This window comes from Megasphaera stantonii (assembly GCF_003367905.1).
GTDB classification, from domain to species: domain Bacteria; phylum Bacillota; class Negativicutes; order Veillonellales; family Megasphaeraceae; genus Megasphaera; species Megasphaera stantonii.
In genome coordinates, this window is sequence record NZ_CP029462.1 from 419,891 (window position 1) to 438,998 (window position 19,108).

Annotated in this window: 26 protein-coding genes; 2 read left to right on the forward strand and 24 right to left on the reverse strand. The window is 57.0% G+C overall.

The annotated features are described in order from the left end of the window. Positions 1-5 precede the first annotated feature (5 nt). The 9 genes from DKB62_RS02035 to DKB62_RS02075 are packed head-to-tail and all read right to left on the reverse strand — an operon-like array spanning position 6 to position 5,963. Positions 6-443, reverse strand: coding sequence for a hypothetical protein (locus tag DKB62_RS02035; protein ID WP_087477121.1), 438 nt, complete (start codon positions 441-443; stop codon positions 6-8). Next, on the reverse strand, positions 440-982 hold the full coding sequence (locus tag DKB62_RS02040) for a hypothetical protein (RefSeq protein WP_157949680.1): 543 nt from the start codon (positions 980-982) through the stop codon (positions 440-442). The genes DKB62_RS02035 and DKB62_RS02040 overlap by 4 nt, the downstream gene beginning before the upstream one ends. Further along, positions 933-1,328 carry a hypothetical protein gene (locus DKB62_RS02045; protein WP_095629835.1) on the reverse strand — a complete coding sequence of 132 codons (396 nt, stop codon included), beginning with the start codon at positions 1,326-1,328 and terminating at the stop codon, positions 933-935. The genes DKB62_RS02040 and DKB62_RS02045 overlap by 50 nt, the downstream gene beginning before the upstream one ends. Further along, positions 1,276-1,668 carry a hypothetical protein gene (locus tag DKB62_RS02050; protein ID WP_162860280.1) on the reverse strand — a complete coding sequence of 131 codons (393 nt, stop codon included), beginning with the start codon at positions 1,666-1,668 and terminating at the stop codon, positions 1,276-1,278. Before DKB62_RS02050 ends, DKB62_RS02045 begins: the two co-directional genes overlap by 53 nt. 58 nt (positions 1,669-1,726) lie before the next feature. Then, entirely contained in the window at positions 1,727-2,197 is a 471-nt protein-coding gene (locus DKB62_RS02055; RefSeq protein WP_087477125.1) for a prepilin peptidase, read from the reverse strand. A gap of 10 nt (positions 2,198-2,207) precedes the next feature. Continuing rightward, positions 2,208-2,618 (reverse strand): competence type IV pilus major pilin ComGC, encoded by a 411-nt coding sequence (locus DKB62_RS02060; protein WP_087477126.1) that lies wholly within the window; start codon positions 2,616-2,618, stop codon positions 2,208-2,210. Between the two features lie 23 nt (positions 2,619-2,641). Then, positions 2,642-3,844 (reverse strand): type II secretion system F family protein, encoded by a 1,203-nt coding sequence (locus DKB62_RS02065; RefSeq protein ID WP_107195890.1) that lies wholly within the window; start codon positions 3,842-3,844, stop codon positions 2,642-2,644. Beyond that, complete coding sequence (locus DKB62_RS02070) at positions 3,841-4,806, reverse strand: type IV pilus twitching motility protein PilT (RefSeq protein ID WP_087477128.1); 966 nt, start codon at positions 4,804-4,806, stop codon at positions 3,841-3,843. The genes DKB62_RS02065 and DKB62_RS02070 overlap by 4 nt, the downstream gene beginning before the upstream one ends. Then, positions 4,797-5,963 carry a GspE/PulE family protein gene (locus tag DKB62_RS02075; RefSeq protein ID WP_107195889.1) on the reverse strand — a complete coding sequence of 389 codons (1,167 nt, stop codon included), beginning with the start codon at positions 5,961-5,963 and terminating at the stop codon, positions 4,797-4,799. Before DKB62_RS02075 ends, DKB62_RS02070 begins: the two co-directional genes overlap by 10 nt. 255 nt (positions 5,964-6,218) lie before the next feature. Between DKB62_RS02075 and DKB62_RS02080 the strand changes: the two genes are divergently transcribed. Beyond that, a complete protein-coding gene (locus tag DKB62_RS02080; RefSeq protein WP_107195888.1) occupies positions 6,219-8,870 on the forward strand; it encodes a 3'-5' exonuclease in 2,652 nt (883 codons plus the stop codon). Here DKB62_RS02080 and DKB62_RS02085 read toward each other — a convergent pair. Beyond that, positions 8,844-9,410 carry a chromate transporter gene (locus DKB62_RS02085; RefSeq protein ID WP_087477131.1) on the reverse strand — a complete coding sequence of 189 codons (567 nt, stop codon included), beginning with the start codon at positions 9,408-9,410 and terminating at the stop codon, positions 8,844-8,846. The two genes, DKB62_RS02080 and DKB62_RS02085, sit on opposite strands and share 27 nt — an antisense overlap. Positions 9,411-9,421: 11 nt before the next feature. Continuing rightward, positions 9,422-9,985, reverse strand: a complete 564-nt coding sequence (locus DKB62_RS02090; protein WP_087477132.1) for a chromate transporter — start codon at positions 9,983-9,985, stop codon at positions 9,422-9,424. A 141-nt stretch (positions 9,986-10,126) separates the two neighbouring features. Between DKB62_RS02090 and DKB62_RS02095 the strand changes: the two genes are divergently transcribed. After that, the gene (locus DKB62_RS02095) at positions 10,127-10,990 is read left to right on the forward strand and encodes a LysR family transcriptional regulator (RefSeq protein ID WP_095629829.1); all 864 of its coding nucleotides are present in this window, start codon (positions 10,127-10,129) and stop codon (positions 10,988-10,990) included. Positions 10,991-11,046: 56 nt separating this feature from the next. Here the strand turns inward: DKB62_RS02095 and DKB62_RS02100 are convergent, their stop codons facing one another. The 13 genes from DKB62_RS02100 to DKB62_RS02160 all read right to left on the reverse strand — a co-directional run bounded on the left by DKB62_RS02100 (position 11,047) and on the right by DKB62_RS02160 (position 19,099). Then, on the reverse strand, positions 11,047-11,562 hold the full coding sequence (locus DKB62_RS02100; protein WP_087477134.1) for a methylated-DNA--[protein]-cysteine S-methyltransferase: 516 nt from the start codon (positions 11,560-11,562) through the stop codon (positions 11,047-11,049). 14 nt (positions 11,563-11,576) lie between these two features. Next, a complete protein-coding gene (locus tag DKB62_RS02105; protein ID WP_087477135.1) occupies positions 11,577-11,828 on the reverse strand; it encodes a twin-arginine translocase TatA/TatE family subunit in 252 nt (83 codons plus the stop codon). Between the two features lie 82 nt (positions 11,829-11,910). Continuing rightward, entirely contained in the window at positions 11,911-12,408 is a 498-nt protein-coding gene (locus DKB62_RS02110) for a cyclophilin-like fold protein (protein ID WP_107195887.1), read from the reverse strand. 32 nt (positions 12,409-12,440) lie between these two features. Beyond that, positions 12,441-13,052: a flavodoxin gene (locus DKB62_RS02115; RefSeq protein ID WP_198643476.1), complete on the reverse strand. Its 612-nt coding sequence runs from the start codon at positions 13,050-13,052 to the stop codon at positions 12,441-12,443. Positions 13,053-13,064: 12 nt separating this feature from the next. Beyond that, complete coding sequence (locus tag DKB62_RS02120; protein ID WP_232818780.1) at positions 13,065-13,586, reverse strand: cupin domain-containing protein; 522 nt, start codon at positions 13,584-13,586, stop codon at positions 13,065-13,067. Between the two features lie 26 nt (positions 13,587-13,612). Then, complete coding sequence (locus DKB62_RS02125; RefSeq protein ID WP_087477138.1) at positions 13,613-14,017, reverse strand: cupin domain-containing protein; 405 nt, start codon at positions 14,015-14,017, stop codon at positions 13,613-13,615. Between the two features lie 38 nt (positions 14,018-14,055). Then, on the reverse strand, positions 14,056-15,081 hold the full coding sequence (locus DKB62_RS02130) for a DUF362 domain-containing protein (RefSeq protein WP_107195886.1): 1,026 nt from the start codon (positions 15,079-15,081) through the stop codon (positions 14,056-14,058). A 132-nt stretch (positions 15,082-15,213) separates the two neighbouring features. Beyond that, positions 15,214-15,657: a carboxymuconolactone decarboxylase family protein gene (locus DKB62_RS02135; protein ID WP_232818779.1), complete on the reverse strand. Its 444-nt coding sequence runs from the start codon at positions 15,655-15,657 to the stop codon at positions 15,214-15,216. A gap of 43 nt (positions 15,658-15,700) precedes the next feature. Continuing rightward, positions 15,701-16,354, reverse strand: a complete 654-nt coding sequence (locus tag DKB62_RS02140; RefSeq protein ID WP_107195885.1) for an NAD(P)H-dependent oxidoreductase — start codon at positions 16,352-16,354, stop codon at positions 15,701-15,703. 14 nt (positions 16,355-16,368) lie between these two features. Continuing rightward, positions 16,369-17,379 carry an aldo/keto reductase gene (locus DKB62_RS02145; protein ID WP_107195884.1) on the reverse strand — a complete coding sequence of 337 codons (1,011 nt, stop codon included), beginning with the start codon at positions 17,377-17,379 and terminating at the stop codon, positions 16,369-16,371. Positions 17,380-17,394: 15 nt separating this feature from the next. Next, positions 17,395-17,895 (reverse strand): cyclophilin-like fold protein, encoded by a 501-nt coding sequence (locus DKB62_RS02150; RefSeq protein WP_198643475.1) that lies wholly within the window; start codon positions 17,893-17,895, stop codon positions 17,395-17,397. Between the two features lie 17 nt (positions 17,896-17,912). Further along, positions 17,913-18,272: a MerR family transcriptional regulator gene (locus DKB62_RS02155; RefSeq protein WP_107195883.1), complete on the reverse strand. Its 360-nt coding sequence runs from the start codon at positions 18,270-18,272 to the stop codon at positions 17,913-17,915. A 191-nt stretch (positions 18,273-18,463) separates the two neighbouring features. Beyond that, positions 18,464-19,099, reverse strand: a complete 636-nt coding sequence (locus DKB62_RS02160) for a flavodoxin family protein (RefSeq protein ID WP_087477143.1) — start codon at positions 19,097-19,099, stop codon at positions 18,464-18,466. Between the last annotated feature and the right edge of the window lie 9 nt (positions 19,100-19,108).

Genomic DNA, 19,108 nt, shown 5'->3' on the forward strand with positions numbered 1-19,108 from the left:
CCTCCTTAATACACAATTTGCCGGACAGCGAAAGAGGCGCTGCCGTCGTCGCCTTTCTGCACCCGGAACTGCAGGGCGCAGGTTCGCTTCAAAAGGGTATGATCCGACACGGCCGACGCGCGCAGCACGCCGTTGAACGGCAGAGAATATGGCGATGCAACACACTGGATTTCTATGCGCTGTCCTCCTTCGGCAATCCCCCATACATCGTTAAAAGCCCACGTCCGCCGTTCCGGCACATCCTGCCACCGCCGGCTGCGCAAGTCGCGCCAGCTCACCAGCAGGGCGCTTTCCGAAGCATAGGATAACTGAACGGCTTCTTCGTATTGACGGGCAGACCGGACGTATTGGGCAGATAAATGCGCAGCCGACGCAGCCAGCAGCAGCGCCGCCGTTCCCAGCGCCAAGATGCAGAACGTCATATACCCGTTTTTTCGTCTCATGCCGCATCCTCCCATTGGCAAGGCAGCGGCGTAACGGTCAGCACGCAGGGCCAGGATTGTCCCGTATAGGCGTCGTACAGCTCAATATAAACGTGTATTTTTTCTCCATCGGCGGAAAAATAGGGCCTGTCACCCTGAGAACGCACGCTGATGCGGTCTTCCCGCAGCCCGGCGTTTACCGAACCCGTCAGAGGCTGTTCGCTGCCGTTGCTCAGCAAACGATATACCCGTCCGTTTTTGACAGAAAATCCTGTCAGCCCGTTTTGTTCGTCGCAGCACCGTACCGTCTTAGGCGATACCTCGATATTCCGGGCAAAACGCAGTACGCCGAATATCGTTTCTTCCATCACCATGCCCTGTCGGGATAGTTCTTCCCAGCTTTCGCCGTAGCGGCAGTTTGCCGCCGTCTGCACCAGCATCGGCAGAAGCGCCGTCATGACGATAGCTGCGACGGCCAGTGCCGCGACGAGTTCGGTCAGCACGAACCCATTAGCTTTCTTCCGATTCCGCCAGGCGGATAAAAACGTGAACGCCTCCATCAGGGTCCTGCACCTCCACTCTGTATCGAATATACAGGCCGTCTACATTCTCAGCCTGGCTGCGCAGCGTATACGTGCCGCGCGGCCCCGTCACCTCTTTCTGCAAAGAAAAATTCCTGTCTTCTCCGCGCAGTTCTTCCATCTCCGACCGCCCTGCAGCAGCAGCTCCGATAATATGGCGGGCCTGCCGGTAAGCCGAAACGGCCTGGGCCGTCAGCATCAACGCCGGCGTAAAGAGGAGAATTCCGATAACAGACGCCGTCACGGCATCGGCCAGCAGAAATCCGTTTTTCTTATTCGATGCGGATACGGCCGGTCTGAGCGGCCACGATGATTTTCTTTTCATAAGGCTGTGCGCCGGAACTGGCGACAGTAAGCTCCATATCGCTCTGCGGTCTTCCTTTGCCATCAAACGTAAAGTCCTTTCGTCCGTTTTTTCCGGTAGGAATCGTAATCCCCTTCGGATATATCCTCGTTTTATGGACAGTATACCGCTGCATGATGACATATTTGTCTTTTCGCAGCGACAACGTCCATCCGTCCATATCGGCCGTCCCGTTCGTCAGGGAATGCTGGCGCATGCGCTGCAGGTCGACGGCGATTTCCCGCGTCATGACGTCTACAGCATAACGGTGGGAATCCCAGGTCATCTTAGGCATCGCCAATGTAAAAAATAACCCCAGCAATCCGAGCAGTACAAGGTATTCCGTCAACAGATAGCCGTTTTCGCGCCGCCGGCATGCATTAGCCAGCCATCCAGGCCATAAGTTCTTCTCCTGCCGCAAAGGCTATCCACCATCCTATCCACAAAAACGGGCCGAAGGGAATGCAGTTCTTTCGGGCATAGAGCCGCCACGCAGCCGCCCCAATCAAAGCGGACAGGAACGCGGCCGTCGTCATAATATAGGCCGTCGAGCCGCTGCAGCCCAGGCACAGGGCCGCCGCCAGCTTGACGTCGCCGCTGCCGATGCCCTGCGGATACAGAAAGTACAGCAGGGCAAAGGACAAGGCAAACCCGATGCTGACTGCACTGCAGGGAGCTACGAGGCCGCCTGCTACGGCGGCCCCGTTTGCCAACGCCGCAACGCATACAATCCCATCGGGAATCCAATACCAGGATATATCCGTATAGATGACGACAATCGTGCATAAGGCCATGACCGCCAGCCATATTCCGTATCCCCAGCTCAAAGCGGCAGCCATATCGCCGGTCATATCTCAGTCATCAGCCGCTCTCCGCAGCTGTCGTCCGATGGCTGGCCGCCGAATCATAGGTCACGCCGTCAAATACGCCGGATACGACGCCTTCGCTGTTAATGCTGTACTCCGTTCCGTCCGGCAATGTCGGCTTGGACTGGAGATAGGCTTTGCCGGAGCTTCCTTTCTTTACCAGGTCATCGACGGAGTCGGGATACGCGCCGGTTTCGACTTCATACAGCGCCGCCGCGTTGCTGATCGTGTGCAAGTCGGCTTCAATCTTGGCAATTTTCGCCGTTTTCCCGGCTGACGTAAACTTCGGCACGGCTACGGTAGCTAAAATCAAAATGATGCTGACAACCACCAGCATTTCCAGCAGAGAAAACCCGTTTTTTCTCCGTCGGGACGGAGATAACCATAAACGAATGCGAATGAACATATACACAACTCTCCTTTCATTTCTTACGGTACCATGCCTGCCGCCATATCCAGCAGCGGCAACATACATGAGATGACAAGTGTTCCTATAACAGCGCCGACGCCAAGGAGCATCAAAGGCCCTGCCAAACGCTGTACGACGGACAGACGCGACTGGATGCGCCACTGGTAATACTCGGAAACAGCCTGCAGGGCATCTTCATACCGCCCCGTCGTTTCCCCGACTAAAAGCATCGTCTCGATATACAGCGTGCCGAATTGGCCTAATCGCACGGCCTGGCTGAAGGAGCTGCCGTTTTCCAACCGCCGCGCCGCCTGATTTACGGCCCGACGAAACCAATCGACGGGCACGACGGCAGCTCCATCGTCCAAGGCGTCCAGCAAGGGAATGCCGCAGCGTATCTGCACGGCCAGTATTTGGCTGAACCGCTGCCAGCAAAAAATCACGCACAGACGCCGCAATGCCGAAAGGGAAAACAGCTTGTCTTCTGCATATCGCCGCACACCGGGACGGCGCAGCAAAAGGAGCAGCGACGCAATACCCGCAACAGCTCCTGCGGCCAGCGCAGCGCCGTAAAACTGCAGTATATGCGCCCCGGCCAGCATATACGCCGTCATCGCCGGCAGCGGCATCTGCATCTGGTTAAACATAGCTTCAAACACCGGCAGGATAAACGCGACGATGCCGACTGTCATAGCCGTCGTACAGAGCAGGAGAAACAGCGGATACGATAAGGCGTCCATCAGAAAACGGCGCTGCTTATCTGCCTGCTCGTAATATTGGCCCAGAAGATACAGCATCTGCTCCAAATTGCCGGCCCGCTCGCCGGCACTGACAATGCGGCAGACCAGCGAAGGAAATAACCCGGTCTGCCCTAAAGCTTCCGACACGGCCATTCCTTTTTCCATATAGTCGACGGCCAGCTTCATAGCCTGACGCTGCTTTTTGCTCGTCACGTCGTGCAATAAAAGCCGGCAGGCCTGCACAAAGGGAATGCCGGCCCGGGTCATCGCGCCCAGCTGGTAAAACAAGAGAGACAAGGTCTTATAGGAAAAAGGGCGGAGGCGGAATACAAAATCCAAAAGGGGCGTCGTTTCTTCCATCGCCATGATTTGCCAGGAACGACGCCGAGCCATGGCGCGAACCGCTTCCGAGCTGGGAGCCGTCAGCTTGTATGTCATTTTCCGTCCGTGCATGTCGGTGCATGTCACAACAAATCGTTTCATATCAGATTCCGCCTATGCCGCTGCAGCGCTTGTTCCATCGTCCGCATCCCCAGGGCCGCGCCGGTCTGCATAACTGTCGCCAGCTGATGCTCCCTGCCGCTGCGGATGAGTTGAGCGACGGCCGGCGTATGCAGCAAGATCTCCCTGGCAATATAAGCGCCGTCAGCTCCATCGCGCCGGCGCTGAGCCAAGATTCCCTGCAGTACCATAGCCAGGCGGCAGCGCATCTCTTCCTGTTCCGCGCCGGCATAGGCTCCGGCCATGCGGCTGACGGCCTGCGCTGCCGAGCGGGTATGAAGGGTAGCGAAGACGAGATGCCCCGTTTCCGCCGCCGTCAATGCCGCATCCATGGTCTCCCTGTCGCGCATTTCGCCGACAAGCAGTATATCCGGGTCCTGGCGCAGCGCTTCCCGTACCCCTTCGGCAAAGGACTGGAAGTGAATCCCATATTCCCGCTGGCTGATAAGGGCCAGCTCCCCCGGCACGACATATTCAATGGGATCTTCCAGCGTAATGATGTGGCAGCGGCGGTTGGCATTCGCCCAGCACAGTATTCGCCATAAGGCTGTCGTCTTGCCGCTCCCCGTCGGCCCGCATACCAGCACGAGGCCGTCGTCCAGTCCGCTCAGCCGCCGCAGCAATAGTTCGTCACCGTCAGGCGGCAGCGTATCGAGGGGATACAGTATCCGCACGACGACGTGAACGCCGGCTTGCTCGCGGCTGCCATGAAGGCGGCAGCGGACGCGCCCGTCCCAGGAAAATGCCGTCGACACATAGGGCCGTCCGTCAAAGGGCTGGCCTAAGGCCTGCAGCCACGCGGAAATATCTTCACCTCCTACACGATGATTTCCCCAGGGAAATAGCTCTGCCCCCAGGCGCAGCAAAGGCAGCCGGCCTTCCTGCAAGTGAATGTCCGATGCTTGCGATTGGACGGCGGCGGCGAGTACAGCAGCTATGTCCATACTTCGTCTCCTACATTGTACACGCGGCCGATTTCCTCTATGTCGGTCCAGCCCTCGGCTAAAGCCCGCTGCACCAGGGATTTCGTAAATATGGCACCATCCAGAGCCGCAGCCCCTGCGATATCAGAAGCGCTTCCGTTTTTTCGGATACGGGCTTTGACGTGTTCTCCTACAGGCAGCACTTCGCACAAGCAGAACCGGCCGTCATACCCGCTGTGAAAGCAGTGTCCGCATCCTTGATGCACAAAGGCCGACGGGCTGCCGGACCGTTCCTGCCTGCGGCATCGGCTGCACAAGCGGCGGGCCAGGCGCTGTGACGTAATGCCGATGAGGGCGTCGGCAACTAAATACGGTGCGATGCCCATGTCGATTAATCGTATCGGCGCCTCCGCCGCGCTGGCCGCATGGAGGGTGCTGAATACGAGGTGCCCCGTCAAGGCCGCGCGGATGGCGATGCGGGCCGTCTCGACGTCGCGGATTTCGCCGATGACCAGGATATCCGGATCCTGACGCAGCAGAGCCCGCAGGCCGTTGTGAAATTCCAATCCGCTTTTTACATGGATCTGGCTTTGGCAGACGCCTTCCAATTTATACTCCACTGGATCTTCCAGCGTAGCGATGCTCACTTCCGGCCGGTGCAGCTCCTGCAGGGCGGCGTATAAGGTCGTCGTCTTGCCGCTGCCCGTCGCGCCGCTGTACAAAAACAGCCCGCTGCTCCGCTTCGTCAGCTGCCGCAGCAACGCCGCCACATCGTCGCCAAGGCCCAGGCAGTCCAGATTCAGCGTTACCTGGCCGGCGTCCAGCAATCGGATGACCGTCTTTTCGCCGCGAATCGTCGGCATCGTACTGACGCGCATGTCGATGGGACGGCGTCCATCGGGCCAGACGAATCGCCCGTCCTGCGGCAGGCGCTTGTTGGCAATATCCAGGCTGGCCAAAATCTTGATGCGCGCCGTCACCGCGTCGAGTCGTTCCGCCGGCAACTCTCCTACGGACATCAGCACGCCGTCGCGGCGCAGGCGGATACGAACGGCCCGGTCCATCGGCTCGATGTGAATGTCGCTGGCGCCGGAATCGGCGGCGTAAACCAGCAGTTCCGATACGATTTCATGGGCCGTGCCGCGAAAGGCCGGCCGGGACGGCCTCGTATATTCCATGATGCTCCTCCTTTCTCGTCGGGGTTACACCGTCATCATACCACGTCCCGGAGCGGCCTCTGAAAAATTTAATCTACCTTTAATGTGCAAACTGCCGATTTTAATGCATCTCTCAGAATCGCTTCATGTACGGCTCATAATAGACGCCGGCTGACTGGTATTGACGGAAATTGACGGAGCAGCCAAATTTTTAAAGCCTCTCTTTTTATGGTATGATTAGCATAGTATTTCCACAGAACGAAAGGAGTCCCGCCTATGGATGAGGCTATCCTGCATGGCTTAAACGCCGAACAGCGCGCCGTCGTCGCCGATTTGGATCATCATATATTGTTAAACGCGCCGGCCGGCACGGGAAAAACCAACGTGCTGGCTCGCCGCGTCGCCGCTATCGTCGAGTCGGGACGAGCCGAAGGAGCTCAGATTCTCTGCCTGACCTTTACGAACCGGGCCTGCAAAGAATTGAAACATCGAATTTTTTCTACGGCACACGAAAAAGGCCTCGACGTCGTCGTCAAGACCATTCACGGTTTCTGCTACTCTCTCATCAAGGAAGAAAGCAAGGCCGGCTCCGACGTATGCAGCGATTTTCTCGTCTACGACGACGAGGACTGCAAAAACATCGTCGCCAGCCTGCCCCTTTCTCTCGATGTATCTGCCCGGGGAAGGATGCAGAATATACAAAATTTCATAGAAGCGTCCAAAAAATACTGCGCCCTCCATGACTGCCAAAGCGGCGACGTACTGGCCGACTTTGCCGCCGGCGCTGCGGCTGTCTGCCGGGACGACGGCTGTCTCCGCTCGTTCTGCACGAATTATACGGACAGCGTCGACGCCGAACTGGAACAGTGGCTGGCAATAAACGGCGTCGACCTCATGGAGCAGTACGCCGCGGCGTTGTCGGCCAACCATGCCCTGGACTTTGAAGATCTCATCGTCCGGGCCTCTCTCCTGCTGCGGCAGGACGACGTATGCCGGCGCTGGCAAAACCGCTTCGCCTACATCGCCATCGACGAAATGCAGGATACGAGCGACATCGAATACGACCTCATTTCCCGCCTGTTTCCGGGGCGTATCATCCTCCTCTGCGGCGATTATTTCCAGACCATTTACGAATGGCGCGGCTCTCACCCCGACGCCATCCTGCGCCGCTTCACTGCGGATTACCATCCCGTCCGCATTACCTTTACGATAAATTACCGGGCTACGGAAACGCTGCTCCAGGCGTCGTCAGACTGTCTGGCCAACCTGTTCGGCCCGTCTGTCGCCTCTTTTTATCCCGCGCCCGGCACAGCTGCCGGCCATGAACAGGGCGAACCCATCGTCGCCGTGGAAACGGCCCATTTCATGGAAGAAGCGCGCTGGATATTCCGTCAAATCGCCGCATTGCCGCCGCAGGAACGGACTAGAGCCTGCATCATGACCCGGACGAATCGCTGCAATAAGGTCATCTGGAACGGTGTCCGCTCGCACAATGAGGGACTGCCGCCGGAACAGCGCCTGCCCTTTACGATGATCGACCAGTTTCAGTTGTTTAAACGGCAGGAATGCAAGGACGTCACGGCCTTTCTGCGCCTGACGATGAACAAGCACGACGCCCTGAGCCTGAAGCGCATCCTCCTGCGCTTTGCCGAACGCGTCGGCCGCCGCACCATCGACACCATCGAGAGCCCGTCGTACCGCCGCCTGGGTCTGGGGCTGTGCGACTTCATCGACGGCGACGCCCTAGCCTTCGGCGATCCCTTCGGCCTGCTGCTGACGGCGTTGGAAAAAGGCAATGTCGTCGTCTTCGACGTAGAGAGCACCGGCACGGACACGACGCGGGACGACATCATTCAGATTGCCGCGATCCGCCTGAACGAGCGCTGCGAAATCGCCGGGAAATTCAACGCCTACGTCCGGCCCAGCCGCAGCGTCGGCGATTCGTACTATATCCACCATATCAGCGACGAACTGCTCCGCCGCGAAGGCCGCGACCCCAAGGAAGCCCTCGCCGACTTTCTCCGGTTTGCCGACGGCGCCGTCATCGTCGGTCACAACGTGTCCTACGACCTGCGCATCCTGCGCAGCGAGCTGCGACGCCTGTCCATGGACAGCCCCGACGACATCGCCTATTACGATACGCTGGATATATTCCGCCGCTTTTATCCCAACCTGCCCAATCACAAGCTCAGCTATTTGAGCAACCGTTTCACGCCGGACACCCAGTCGAGCCACGACGCCTTCGACGACATCGTCGCCACGGCGGCCATCCTGCGCTACGCCCTGGACGAGCACATCCGTCCCTATACGGCCCAGCGCCGGTCCTGCATAGCCATTTATGCCTCGTTGTTTAAACCGGTAAGCGAAAAACTCCACGAACTGCGGCAGCTGTCGTACACGCAGCGCCCCTGCGAGCTCATCGCCGCCGTCATGCTCCGCTGCGGCGTAAAAGACTACTATGAAGGGCGGCAGAGCCGCACAGAACAAGAAGAACACATCGACCGCATGGAAAATATCCGCAAGCTGTACAGCCTGGCTAAGGAAACGGACACCCCCGGCCAGGACCCGCGCGACGCCCTGACGGAATTTCTCCAGCTCACGGCCCTGTCCAACAGCGAATTAGACAGCCTGCTGGAAAAAAAGCCCCAAATCCCGATTATTACAGTACATCAGGCTAAGGGGCTGGAGTTCGATTATGTATTTTTAGCGTGCCTTCAGGACGGCGTCTTTCCCTTGTCCCGCACTGCCGATGACAGCCGCGAGCTCGACGAGGAAAAGCGGCTGTTTTACGTCGCCATGACGCGAGCCAGGAAACGGCTGTTCCTAAGCTGGCACCGCCGCGAAGGAAAGCACGTCTACGGGCCAAGCCGGTTTATCGCCGCCATTCCCGGCCAGTATCTGTTACAGGAGGCCGGCCAGGCCAAATAAGAGGCCCAGGACGCCGGAACCGAGAAGCACTTTGATGACGCCGAATTTCCGGCGGATGGCCGCCAAGGCCAGCAGCAGGATAACCAACGCGCTGACTTTAAAGTCGGCAAAATCATGGGGAATCGCTTCGGCGTTCCACAAGGCCAGCAGAATAAAGCTCAGGCTGGCCGCGCAGATGAGGGCTACGACAGCCGGACGCAGGCCGTTCAGGATGCCGCGGACCGGGCCGATGTCACCGTATTTTAAGAAAATGCGGGCAAAGGCGATGCCGATGAAAAAGGACGGCGTGACAAAGCCGACGGACGCGCAGATAGCGCCGCCTAACCCGGCAATGCGCGTGCCGGCGAAGGTCGCTGCATTGAGGCCGATAGCGCCGGGCATCATCTGGGACAAGGTGAAAATATCGACGAATTCGCTCATGGTCATCCAATGATACGTATCGACGACGCAGTGCTGAATGAGGGGCATAGACGCGTAGCCGCCGCCGACGCAGAACAGGCCGACCTTGCAGAATTCAATAAACAGTATAGCGTATATCATATGGCATCCTCCTAATTGTACTTGGCGGCGCGCATGCACATAAACCCGATGATGCCGTCGATTACGATCAATTCCATAATATTGATATCAAAAACGATGCTGCCGACAAAAGTTCCGACGATAATCAGCATGGGCAGAACTAATTTCTTTTTTACCTGCTTAACTAACAAGTCAATCGCTACGTTGACGATGAGCGCCGTCGCGCCGCACTGCATGCCCCGCAGGATCATGCGGACGATTTCGCTCTGGACAAAGTAGTCGTAGCAGTACGAAACGATGGACAAAGTAATGAGCGGCGGCAATATCGTCGCCACCAGGGCCACGAGGGTCCCCAGGACGCCGGCCATGCGGTAGCCTAAGATGATGGCGCAGTTGGCCGCGATGACGCCCGGCATGGACTGCGCTACGGCCACCATATCTAAGGCGTCCTTGTCGTTAATCCAATGGTATTCATCTACATATTTCGCTTTTAATAAGGGAATGATAATAAATCCGCCGCCGACGGTAAAGGCGCTGACGAGAAAGGTCGCCTTAAACAGCGTCCAATAAAAATGGGCGTCTCTCGGCTTATCCATAATACTGGGTCTAGGTTCCATAGGAAAACTCCTTCCGTGTGATATCTTTTCATCGTCGATTATACCACGAAGCAATATATATTAAAAATATTGGTTTTATTGCCCATACATATGAAAATCATATATAAAGAGGTGCCTTATATGGACATTCGCCAACTACTTTACTTTATTACCGTCGCCGAAGAAGGCCAAATCACGGCGGCGGCTAAAAAACTGCACATGGCCCAGCCGCCCTTGAGCCAGCAGATGAAGCATCTGGAAGACGAGCTGGGCGTCGCCCTGTTCAAGCGCGGCTCCCGTCAGACGGAGCTGACCGACGCTGGAAAAATCCTGTTTCGCCGGGCCCAGCAGATCATCAACCTGTCCGACTCGACGCTGCGGGAAATCAAGGACTTCAAGGAAGGCGTCTACGGCACCCTGTCCATCGGCATGGTATCGTCGTCAGGCAGCGTCATCCTCCGCCCCTTTATGCAGCAATTTCACCGCCAGTACTGCGGCGTGCGCTTCGAGGTATACGACGGCAATACCTTCAAGATCATCGACCTCCTGACGAAGGGCCTCATCGAAATCGGCATCGTCCGCACGCCCTTCAATTACGAGCCCTTTCACTACAAATTCCTCAGCGAAGAGCCCATGGTCCTGGCCTTGACCGACGAGCTGGACTGGTGTCCCCGCCGCGATACGGTTTCCCTAAAGGAACTGGACGACAAGCCCCTCATCATTTACCGACGCTTCGACCAGCTCGTCCAGGATACGTGCGCCGCCCAAAACATGACGCCGACGATCTTCTGCCGCAGCGACGACGCCCGCACGAGCCTCCTGTGGGCCAACGCCGGATTGGGCATGGCTATCCTTCCCCAATCGGCCTTCACGCTGGCGACGCACTCGCGTCTGCACGTAAAAATCATCGACGAGCCGCGGCTCTATACGCGCCTGACGGCCATTTGGATGAAAAACCGGTATTTCTCGTCCCTGGCGGAAAAATTTATCGAAGCCTTCTCCTAACCACGACAAAAAAGCAGCCTGTCCCTTTGGCAAGCTGCTTTTTCGCATATATGCAGTTATCGGTGAAGCTGCTCCATGTCGGCCCCTTCGTGCGCTAAGAGCTGTATTTTCTTATCGATGCCGCCGGCATAGCCTGTGAGGCGGCCCTTCGCGCCGACGACGCGGTGGCACGGAATGATGATGGAAATAGGATTATGTCCGACAGCTGTTCCTACGGCCCGGGCGGACGAGGGTATCCCGCGCAGCGCTGCCGCTTCCTCGGCTATCTGGCCGTACGTCTTCGTCTGCCCATAGGGAATGTGACACAGGAGCTGCCACACGCAGCGCTGAAAGGCCGTCCCCTGAGGTGCTAAGGGCAAGGCCAGGATGGACGGCCGGCGGCCGGCAAAATATTCGTCAAGCCAGCCCTTCGCCTTAGCCAAGGTCGGCGTTTCTCCATCGGACACATCGTCCTCGTCCAAGGACGCCAGATAATATTTCTGCCCTTTGATCCACAGTCCGGCCAGGCAGCCGTCTTTTTCCGCTAAGGTTAATTCGCCTACAGGCGACAGATACGTCGTCTTCCAATACATCGTCGTGCTCCCGTCTAGTTTGCTTCGTTCTTTCGGTCTGTCGTTTCCGCCTTGACGGCCCCTTCGGCCGCTTGCTTTGCTTCCGACGCTTCGGCTTTCACCGCATCGGCCCCGTCTTTGACGGCGTCGCTCGTCTTATTGACTTCTTCCTTGAATTCGCGCAGGCTCGTCCCCATCGCTTTTCCCAGGCCGGCGACTTTTTTCCCGCCGAACAAGATCAAGACAATCAATAAGATAACTATCAATTCCTGTGCGCCTAAATGCATGGTGTGTCCCTCTTTCTTTATAAAAACGTCGCCTTTATTGTATCACGGCCTGCAAAAATAAAAAAGCGCCGCCGCAAAAACTTTACAAATCTTCCGCCGCCATGGCGAAGGCTTCAAAGGCGCCGTCCATGCGCGACAGCGGCTCGATGCCGGACGTGACGTGTCCCAAGAGAACGCGGCCGTCCGACGCGTCCATATCGCGGCAGCAGATATATACCTCTTTGGCCTGGACGTCCAGGACGACGTCGCCGATGACCGGCGCTTCTACTCCGCCGCGAGTTCCTTGGAAAACGCCGTCAGGCACGCCGGCTACAACAATCCGCTCGGGCTTCCGCTCCAGCTGGATGGACAAGGGCTGCCGTTCGGCAAATTCCATCGCCGCTTCTTCGTCGAGCAAGCCGACACGGGCCCGGCCTCCTTCAAAGGCCACGTCTATCTGACGGGCATAGGCCGGCTGGACCGGCGCAATGACGACGACTTGCTCTTCCGTCGCGTCGGCCCTGCCCGGCCCAAAAACACAGAAGGCGGAAACGACGACGGCCGCTCCAATGATTCCGCTCAATAAAGCTATTCCTTTCATCGTTTCCCCTCCATTTCTATGCGCTCATCTGCTTATTGCACGGCGTGAATATCCTTAAGCCATTTCGACACGGCTGCCGGGTCGGACGAATCGCTGCCCCGCACGAGCTGCGCCCCTGCCGCCGATTTCTGCGCATCGGCCATACTGCCGCTGATAGGCGTGCCGCCAGTCGTGCAGAAGGGAACGACAGTCTTGCCCTGGAAATTGTAGCTTTCCAGGAAGGTGTACACGAACATCGGCGCCTTGCCCCACCAAATCGGGTAGCCGACGAACACGACGTCGTACTGATCCATGTTGTCTACCGTATTGGCGACAGCCGGACGGGCGTTTTCATTCATTTCCTTCTTGGCAATATCGACGCATTCGCGGTAATCGCCGGGATATGGCGTCTGCGGCTGGATAAAGAAGATATCGGCGCCCGTTTCCCGCTGAATCTGTTCGGCAACGGCTTTTGTATTGCCGCTCCACGAATAGTAGGCTACGAGGACCTTCTTGCCCTGCAGGCCGCCGTCTATCGTATCAGCAATAGCTCCCGCCTTCGCCTGGGGAGCCGCCGCGCTGGCCGAGCCGCTTTCCGACACGCCGCAGCCGACGAGCATCAGGGCCGCAAAGGCCGTTACTATCATCATAACTAATTTTTTCATCCTATCTCACTCCTATTTCAGCTGACGATACTGGGCGTCGTCTACAGCTTCAAGCCATTCGTTAGACGCGCCTTCAGCCGGCACAGCGATGGCAATGTGGGCAAACCAGCTGTCCGGAGCTGCGCCGTGCCAGTGCTTCACTTCCGGCGGAATGTTGACGACATCGCCGGGATGAAGCTCCTGAGCCGGCTTGCCCCATTCCTGATAATAGCCCCGTCCCGACGTGCACAAGAGGATCTGGCCGCCCTTATGGTGGATGTGCCAGTTGTTGCGGCAGCCCGGCTCAAAGGTGACGTTGGAAATAGACAGGCCCTCTGTCGTCAGGGGATTTAAATAGCTCTGGCCGATGAAATACTGGGCGTAGGCGTCGTTGGATTTGCCGAGGCCGAACATACCTGCGCCGGCTTCGGCTTCGGACATGGCGGCGCGTTGAACCGGCTGAACCGTATCGGCAGCCATGCTCTGTGAAGGGCTCGCAGCCGCAAAGGACAGAGCCGCCAGCGTCGTCATGAGAAAAGGCATTATCTTTTTCATCAGTCATTCTCCTTTAGCAAAAAGTATTATTTTAACTTATTGTATGCTTCGGCATCGACAGGTTCGCACCATTCGTTGGACGCCCCTTCTGCCGGTACTTCGATGGCCACGTGGGCAAACCAGCTGTCGGGAGCCGCACCGTGCCAGTGCTTCACTTCCGGCGGAATGTTGACGACGTCGCCGGGATGAAGTTCCTGCGGTTCCTTGCCCCATTCCTGATAGTAACCGCGGCCTGACGTGCACAAGAGAATCTGACCGCCCTTGTGGTGAATGTGCCAGTTGTTGCGGCAGCCCGGCTCAAAGGTGACGTTGGCCGTAACCAAACGATCCTTTGTCAGCAAATTCAAATAGCTCTGGCCGACAAAATACTGGGCATAGGCGTCGTTCGTCTGGCCTAAGCCGAACAGCCCTGCTTTTTCTTTTTCATCCATCGTATATCCTTCTTTCTCTGCAAACGAAATTTACATAGTTAGTCAATAGAAATCAGCTCGTATTGGTCGTTGCCCATCTTGAGGTCGCGCATGGCCTGCAGCTGATGGAGGCCGCGGCGCGATTCGATGCGTTCCACCAAGTCATGATTCTGGCTCGACGGCAGGCCGTATACCAAGTCGACGCTGGCCTGGTCGACGGCAAGAATATCCGTCGAGGCTACGATGCCAATATCGGGGATGGTCGGCTCCGCCGCGCTGGTGCCGGCGCAGTCGCAGTCGACGGACATGCGGCGCATGACGTTGATAAACACGATGTGCTTGCCGAAATAATCGACAGTCGCCTTCGCCGAATCGGCCATGAGCTCCATGAGATGCTCCTTCGCCGGCCAGGCACCCCAGTCTTCCGGCGGCGTACCCGTCACGCCGTGAACCTGCCGCTTGCCAACCTGTCCCGACGCGCAGCCGATGGCGATATTCTTCATGGAGCCGCCGAAGCCGCCCATGGCGTGGCCCTTGAAGTGGGTCAGGACGACCATGGAGTCGTAGTTTACGATGTGGCCGCCCATGGCGACTTCTTTCAAATGCTTGCCGCCGCGGACGGGCAGATTGACGTCGCCGAATTCGTCCATAATATCGACGGGACAGAAAGTCCAGCCGTTGACTTTCAGCGTTTCCCGATGGCCTTCCGTCGTGTAGCGGTCGCCGGCATACAGCGTGTTCGTTTCGACGATCGTGCTGTCGGGAATATGAGCCATGAATTCCTTTACCATATCCCGCGGCAGGATGTTCGGGCCGTGCTTTTCGCCGGTGTGGAGCTTGACGGCTATCTTGCCGTAAATGCCTTCGTTGATCTTATCGTACAGCTGAATCAGATGGGCCGCGTCGATGTACTTCGTAAAGTACACCTTGGCCCGCGAGCCCGCCGTCGCTTTACCCGTCACGTCGGCCGCCCCGACGACGGGAGCTTGGGCCAGCAAGTCCGTCAGGCCTACGCCCGACAAGGCCACGCCGGCAGCCGTTACGCCGGCCAATTTAAAGAAATCTCGTCTCGACAAATCTTTCATTTAAAGTCACTCCTTTGTGTAGTCGTCATATATAAATGTATATTATCTATATACTTTAATTATGTTTCATTATAAATGTTAGAGTTAACTTTATGTCAAGATATTTCTCCGTAAAATTTGCCGTCCTGCAGCTTATTCGGCGTATACTTCCTTAGCCATGTTGAAGGCCGCCCAGGCCTTCGGCCAGCCGACGTAGAAACCCAGCTGCGTGATGATTTCCGCCATTTCTTCCTTCGTCACGCCGTTTTTCTTAGCCGTCGCCAAGTGGTATTTCAGCGAGCTGTCGATGACGCCCGAGCCGATGAGCGAGCACACCGTCACGATGCTGCGGTCGCGGAGGGACAATTTGTCGTTGCGCGACCAGACTTCACCGAATAAAATGTCGTCGTTGTAGCGGGCAAATTCAGGGGCAAATTCGCCGAGCTGATCCCGTCCTGCTGTCTGTACAATTTTTACTGCTTTCTTTTCCGTTTGATTTTCTGCCATTGCAATCGCTCCCATCGGTACTAATGTCGTCGTAATCATAGCTGCCGCAACGATAGCGGCAACTTTTTTCTGCATCTTCAAAAAGTTCATTTCAAGACCTCCCTATCAGGTACAGAATAATACATGTATAAGCTTATAAGCTGGCCCCCAGGCGGTAGGCCTGGTCGGGGAACTGGGACTGCTCGATGAGCGCCCTGTAGCCGCAGCCGACGGCTAATACTTGCCCGACGTCGGTCCATTCCATGTAGCGCACGAGCGTTTCATAATGGTGGACGAGGGCCTCCATCGTCCAGTCAGCGCTGTTCCATGCCGTAGCCATGAGAATGGATTTCTTGCCGTGAAGCCGTCCCGTCCGCGAATAGAAGCGGTCGACGACGGTCTTGAGCTGAGCCGACATGCCGTAATAGTACAGCGGCGTGACCAGCACGATCAAATCCATTTCCAGCATCTTCGGCATGAGCTTCTGCGAAATAGCGTCGTTAAAGATACAGTCGCCGTCCATGCCGCAGTGGTCGCAGCCCTGACAGGGATGCGTATCTTCAAAGGCCGCGTCAAAGCGGAATACATTGTGCCCTGCCGACTGGGCTCCTTCGATAAACTGGTCGGCTAATACATCCGACGTTCCCTCTCTATGAGGGCTTCCCGTCACTACGACGATATTCATAGGCTTACCTCCTCCAACGATACCGGACGCGCTTTCGGCCCGGGTCAATATATTTCCGCAGCCGCTGAGAAACAAGGTCAGGGCGCCGGCTCCGGTCCATTTCAAAAATTCCCGCCGGTCCATGCCAACCGCCTCCCTTACGTCCCAACGTTGGCCGCCAGCACCGACGGCGACGGCTTGCCTTCGTCGAGGGCGCCGACGACTTTATGGGGCAGGTAAAATTGTTCCAGCCGCGCCATGTCGTCTTCCGTCAGCGTCACGTCAAATGCGCCGGCCGCGTCGTCTAAGTAGCTCATCTTCGTCGCGCCGATAATAGGAGACGCCACGCCCTTGGCAAACTGCCAGGCCAATGCGATCTGGGTCATCGTCGCTCCGTGTTCCGCCGCGATGTCCTGCACCTGTTTGACGATGCGCGAATCCATGACCTGCGTACTGTCGTACTTTTCTACGGCCACCTTGTCGGTCTGGCTGCGCAGGGTATCAGCCTTCCACTCAGGCCGCGCCAGCCGTCCTGCCGCCAAGGGACTGTACGGCGTCAGGGATACGTTCATCTGGCTGCAGATGGGAATGAGTTCCCGTTCATCTTCACGGTACAGCAGGCTGTAGTGATTCTGCATGGACGAGAAAGGCGTCCAGCCGTTTCGCTCCGCTGCCAGCTGCATATTGTAAAACTGGTAGCCGTACATGGCCGACGCGCCTAAGGCCCGCACCTTGCCGGCTTTGACCAGGCTGTCCAACGCTTCCATCGTTTCCTCCATAGGCGTGCCGTAATCGAAGCGGTGAATAATGTACAAATCAAGATACTCCGTGCCGAGGCGGCGCAGGGTGCCGTCAATTTCCCGCTGTATGGCCTCCTTGGATAAATGGCCGTCGTTAAAATAGACCTTCGACGCTAGGACGACCTTATCCCGGGCCGCGTTGCGTTTGATAGCCCGGCCCAGATACTCTTCGCTCGTGCCGGCAGAATAGCAGTTTGCCGTATCGAAAAAATTGATGCCCAAATCCAGGGCGTGCTTGATGATAGCTTCGCTGTCCTGCAGATTCAAGGTCCAGGCGTGCATCTGGCTGGCCCTGTCACCGAAGCTCATGCAACCGAGGCACAGCTTGGAAATCGTAATATCCGTATTGCCTAATTTCGTATACTCCATATGATATCCCCCTCCCTATGGATGTACCTGCTCGATATGGAGCGTGCCGCTCAGCTTCTCAATCTGGCCGGCATCTTCTTCTACATATCCTAATTCGTACAGCTCGCCGCCGTTCAGAGGCGCGTAGAACAATACGACGTCGTCCCACGGCGCGTAATAGGCTACCATGCCCACCTTCGGCTTAGCCATAGGCGTATCGGCCGTATTGAGCTTTTTCGGCGGATAGAAAATCTTTTCATTCGTGCTGTAGTTTTCCACCGCAATATCCAGAGGCAGCTGAGCACATAAGTCCTTTGCCGCCGGGCTGCCGTTCAAATGCAGGGTCAGCGTCGTTCCTTGGCTGTCCGTCACGCGGACGATCTGCTCCGCCGCCGGCATTTGCTGTGCCGCAGCCTTTGCCTGTTCTGCCGGACGAGTGGAAGAACCCCTACTCTCCGCCGCCGAGCCGCAGGCCGTCAGCGACAGGACGGTCAGGGCAACGGCCCCAGCCATTAGATACTGCTTGACCAGTCTCATACTCTCTTTCCTCCTCGTCATAAAACTTTTTCCTTATGCTGACGGATTTGATAGCGCAGATAATCGAGCCAGTCCAATTTTTTCTGATGGAAATGGATTTCGTCAACGGCCTGCTGGCGCAGCTTGTCCAGCATCTTCAGCCGCGCGTCCCTCGTGTCGCCGCCGGACAAGAGAAGGCCCATGTACGCCTCTACCTCTTCGTTCGTAAACCCTACGTCGTGAAGGGTCATGATCAGGCTCAGCCGCTCTACATCCATATCGTCGTACTGCCATTGGCCCATAACGCATTTTACGGAGCTGCACAAGCCCAGCTTCTCGTATTCCTCCAGTACGCTCTTGGGAATGCAGTACCGTTCGCATACTTCGTCAATGGTCATCGGATCCCTCCTCTCGTCGTTCCTTTCTATGGTTCCAGTATACGTCCCGCCGGAACCATCGTCCAATACTTGTATTCTTTGTTAAGAAATACAATTCAGGCATGGTTTAACCAGCAGAGACCCTTAGGAAAAAAGAAAGGGGGCGCGGTGTCTCGGCCGCATAACCGGAGCGCCGCGCCCGTTTCGAGGCGTTACCGTATGAAGTTGGTGTATATCTGTTCTTCCCGCTTAGGCAGGGACACGCCGTTCTGCAGGGCCGTTTCCTTGCATTTCAAGAAGAAGGCCATGTTTCGAGCCAGGGTGCGCATGGTCTGCAGGCCTTCGGCGTCTTGCCGCACGTCGTCAGGGCAGTGGCCGTGAACCATATTCCAGTACTGCGAGGAAATAATCGGCATCTGCATGAGGCCGAAGTATTTATTCAGCTGGTCGTACGTCGCCGTCGTGCCGGCGCGGCGGGCTGAGACGACGGCGGCCGCAGGCTTCAGGTAAAAGGGCATATCTTCCCGGCGCTGCCCGGCGTAGAAGGCCCGGTCCATAAAGGACGTAATGGCTCCGCCGGCGGCGGCCCAGTGGACAGGCGAGCCGAAGACAAACCCGTCGCAGTCTCCGGCCAGCTTCAAAAATTCGTTGACCTTGTCGTCGTCGAATACGCAGCGGTGCAGGTCGTCGCATCGGCAGCAGCCGATACAGCCGCGGACGGCCTGATTGCCGATCCAGAAATGTACCGCTTCTACGCCTTCCTCGCGCAATGTCTTCGCGACTTCGTCCAAGGCCGTATAGGTGCAGCCCTTTTCGTGCGGGCTGCCGTTGACTAAGATGACTTTCATATTCCGTCT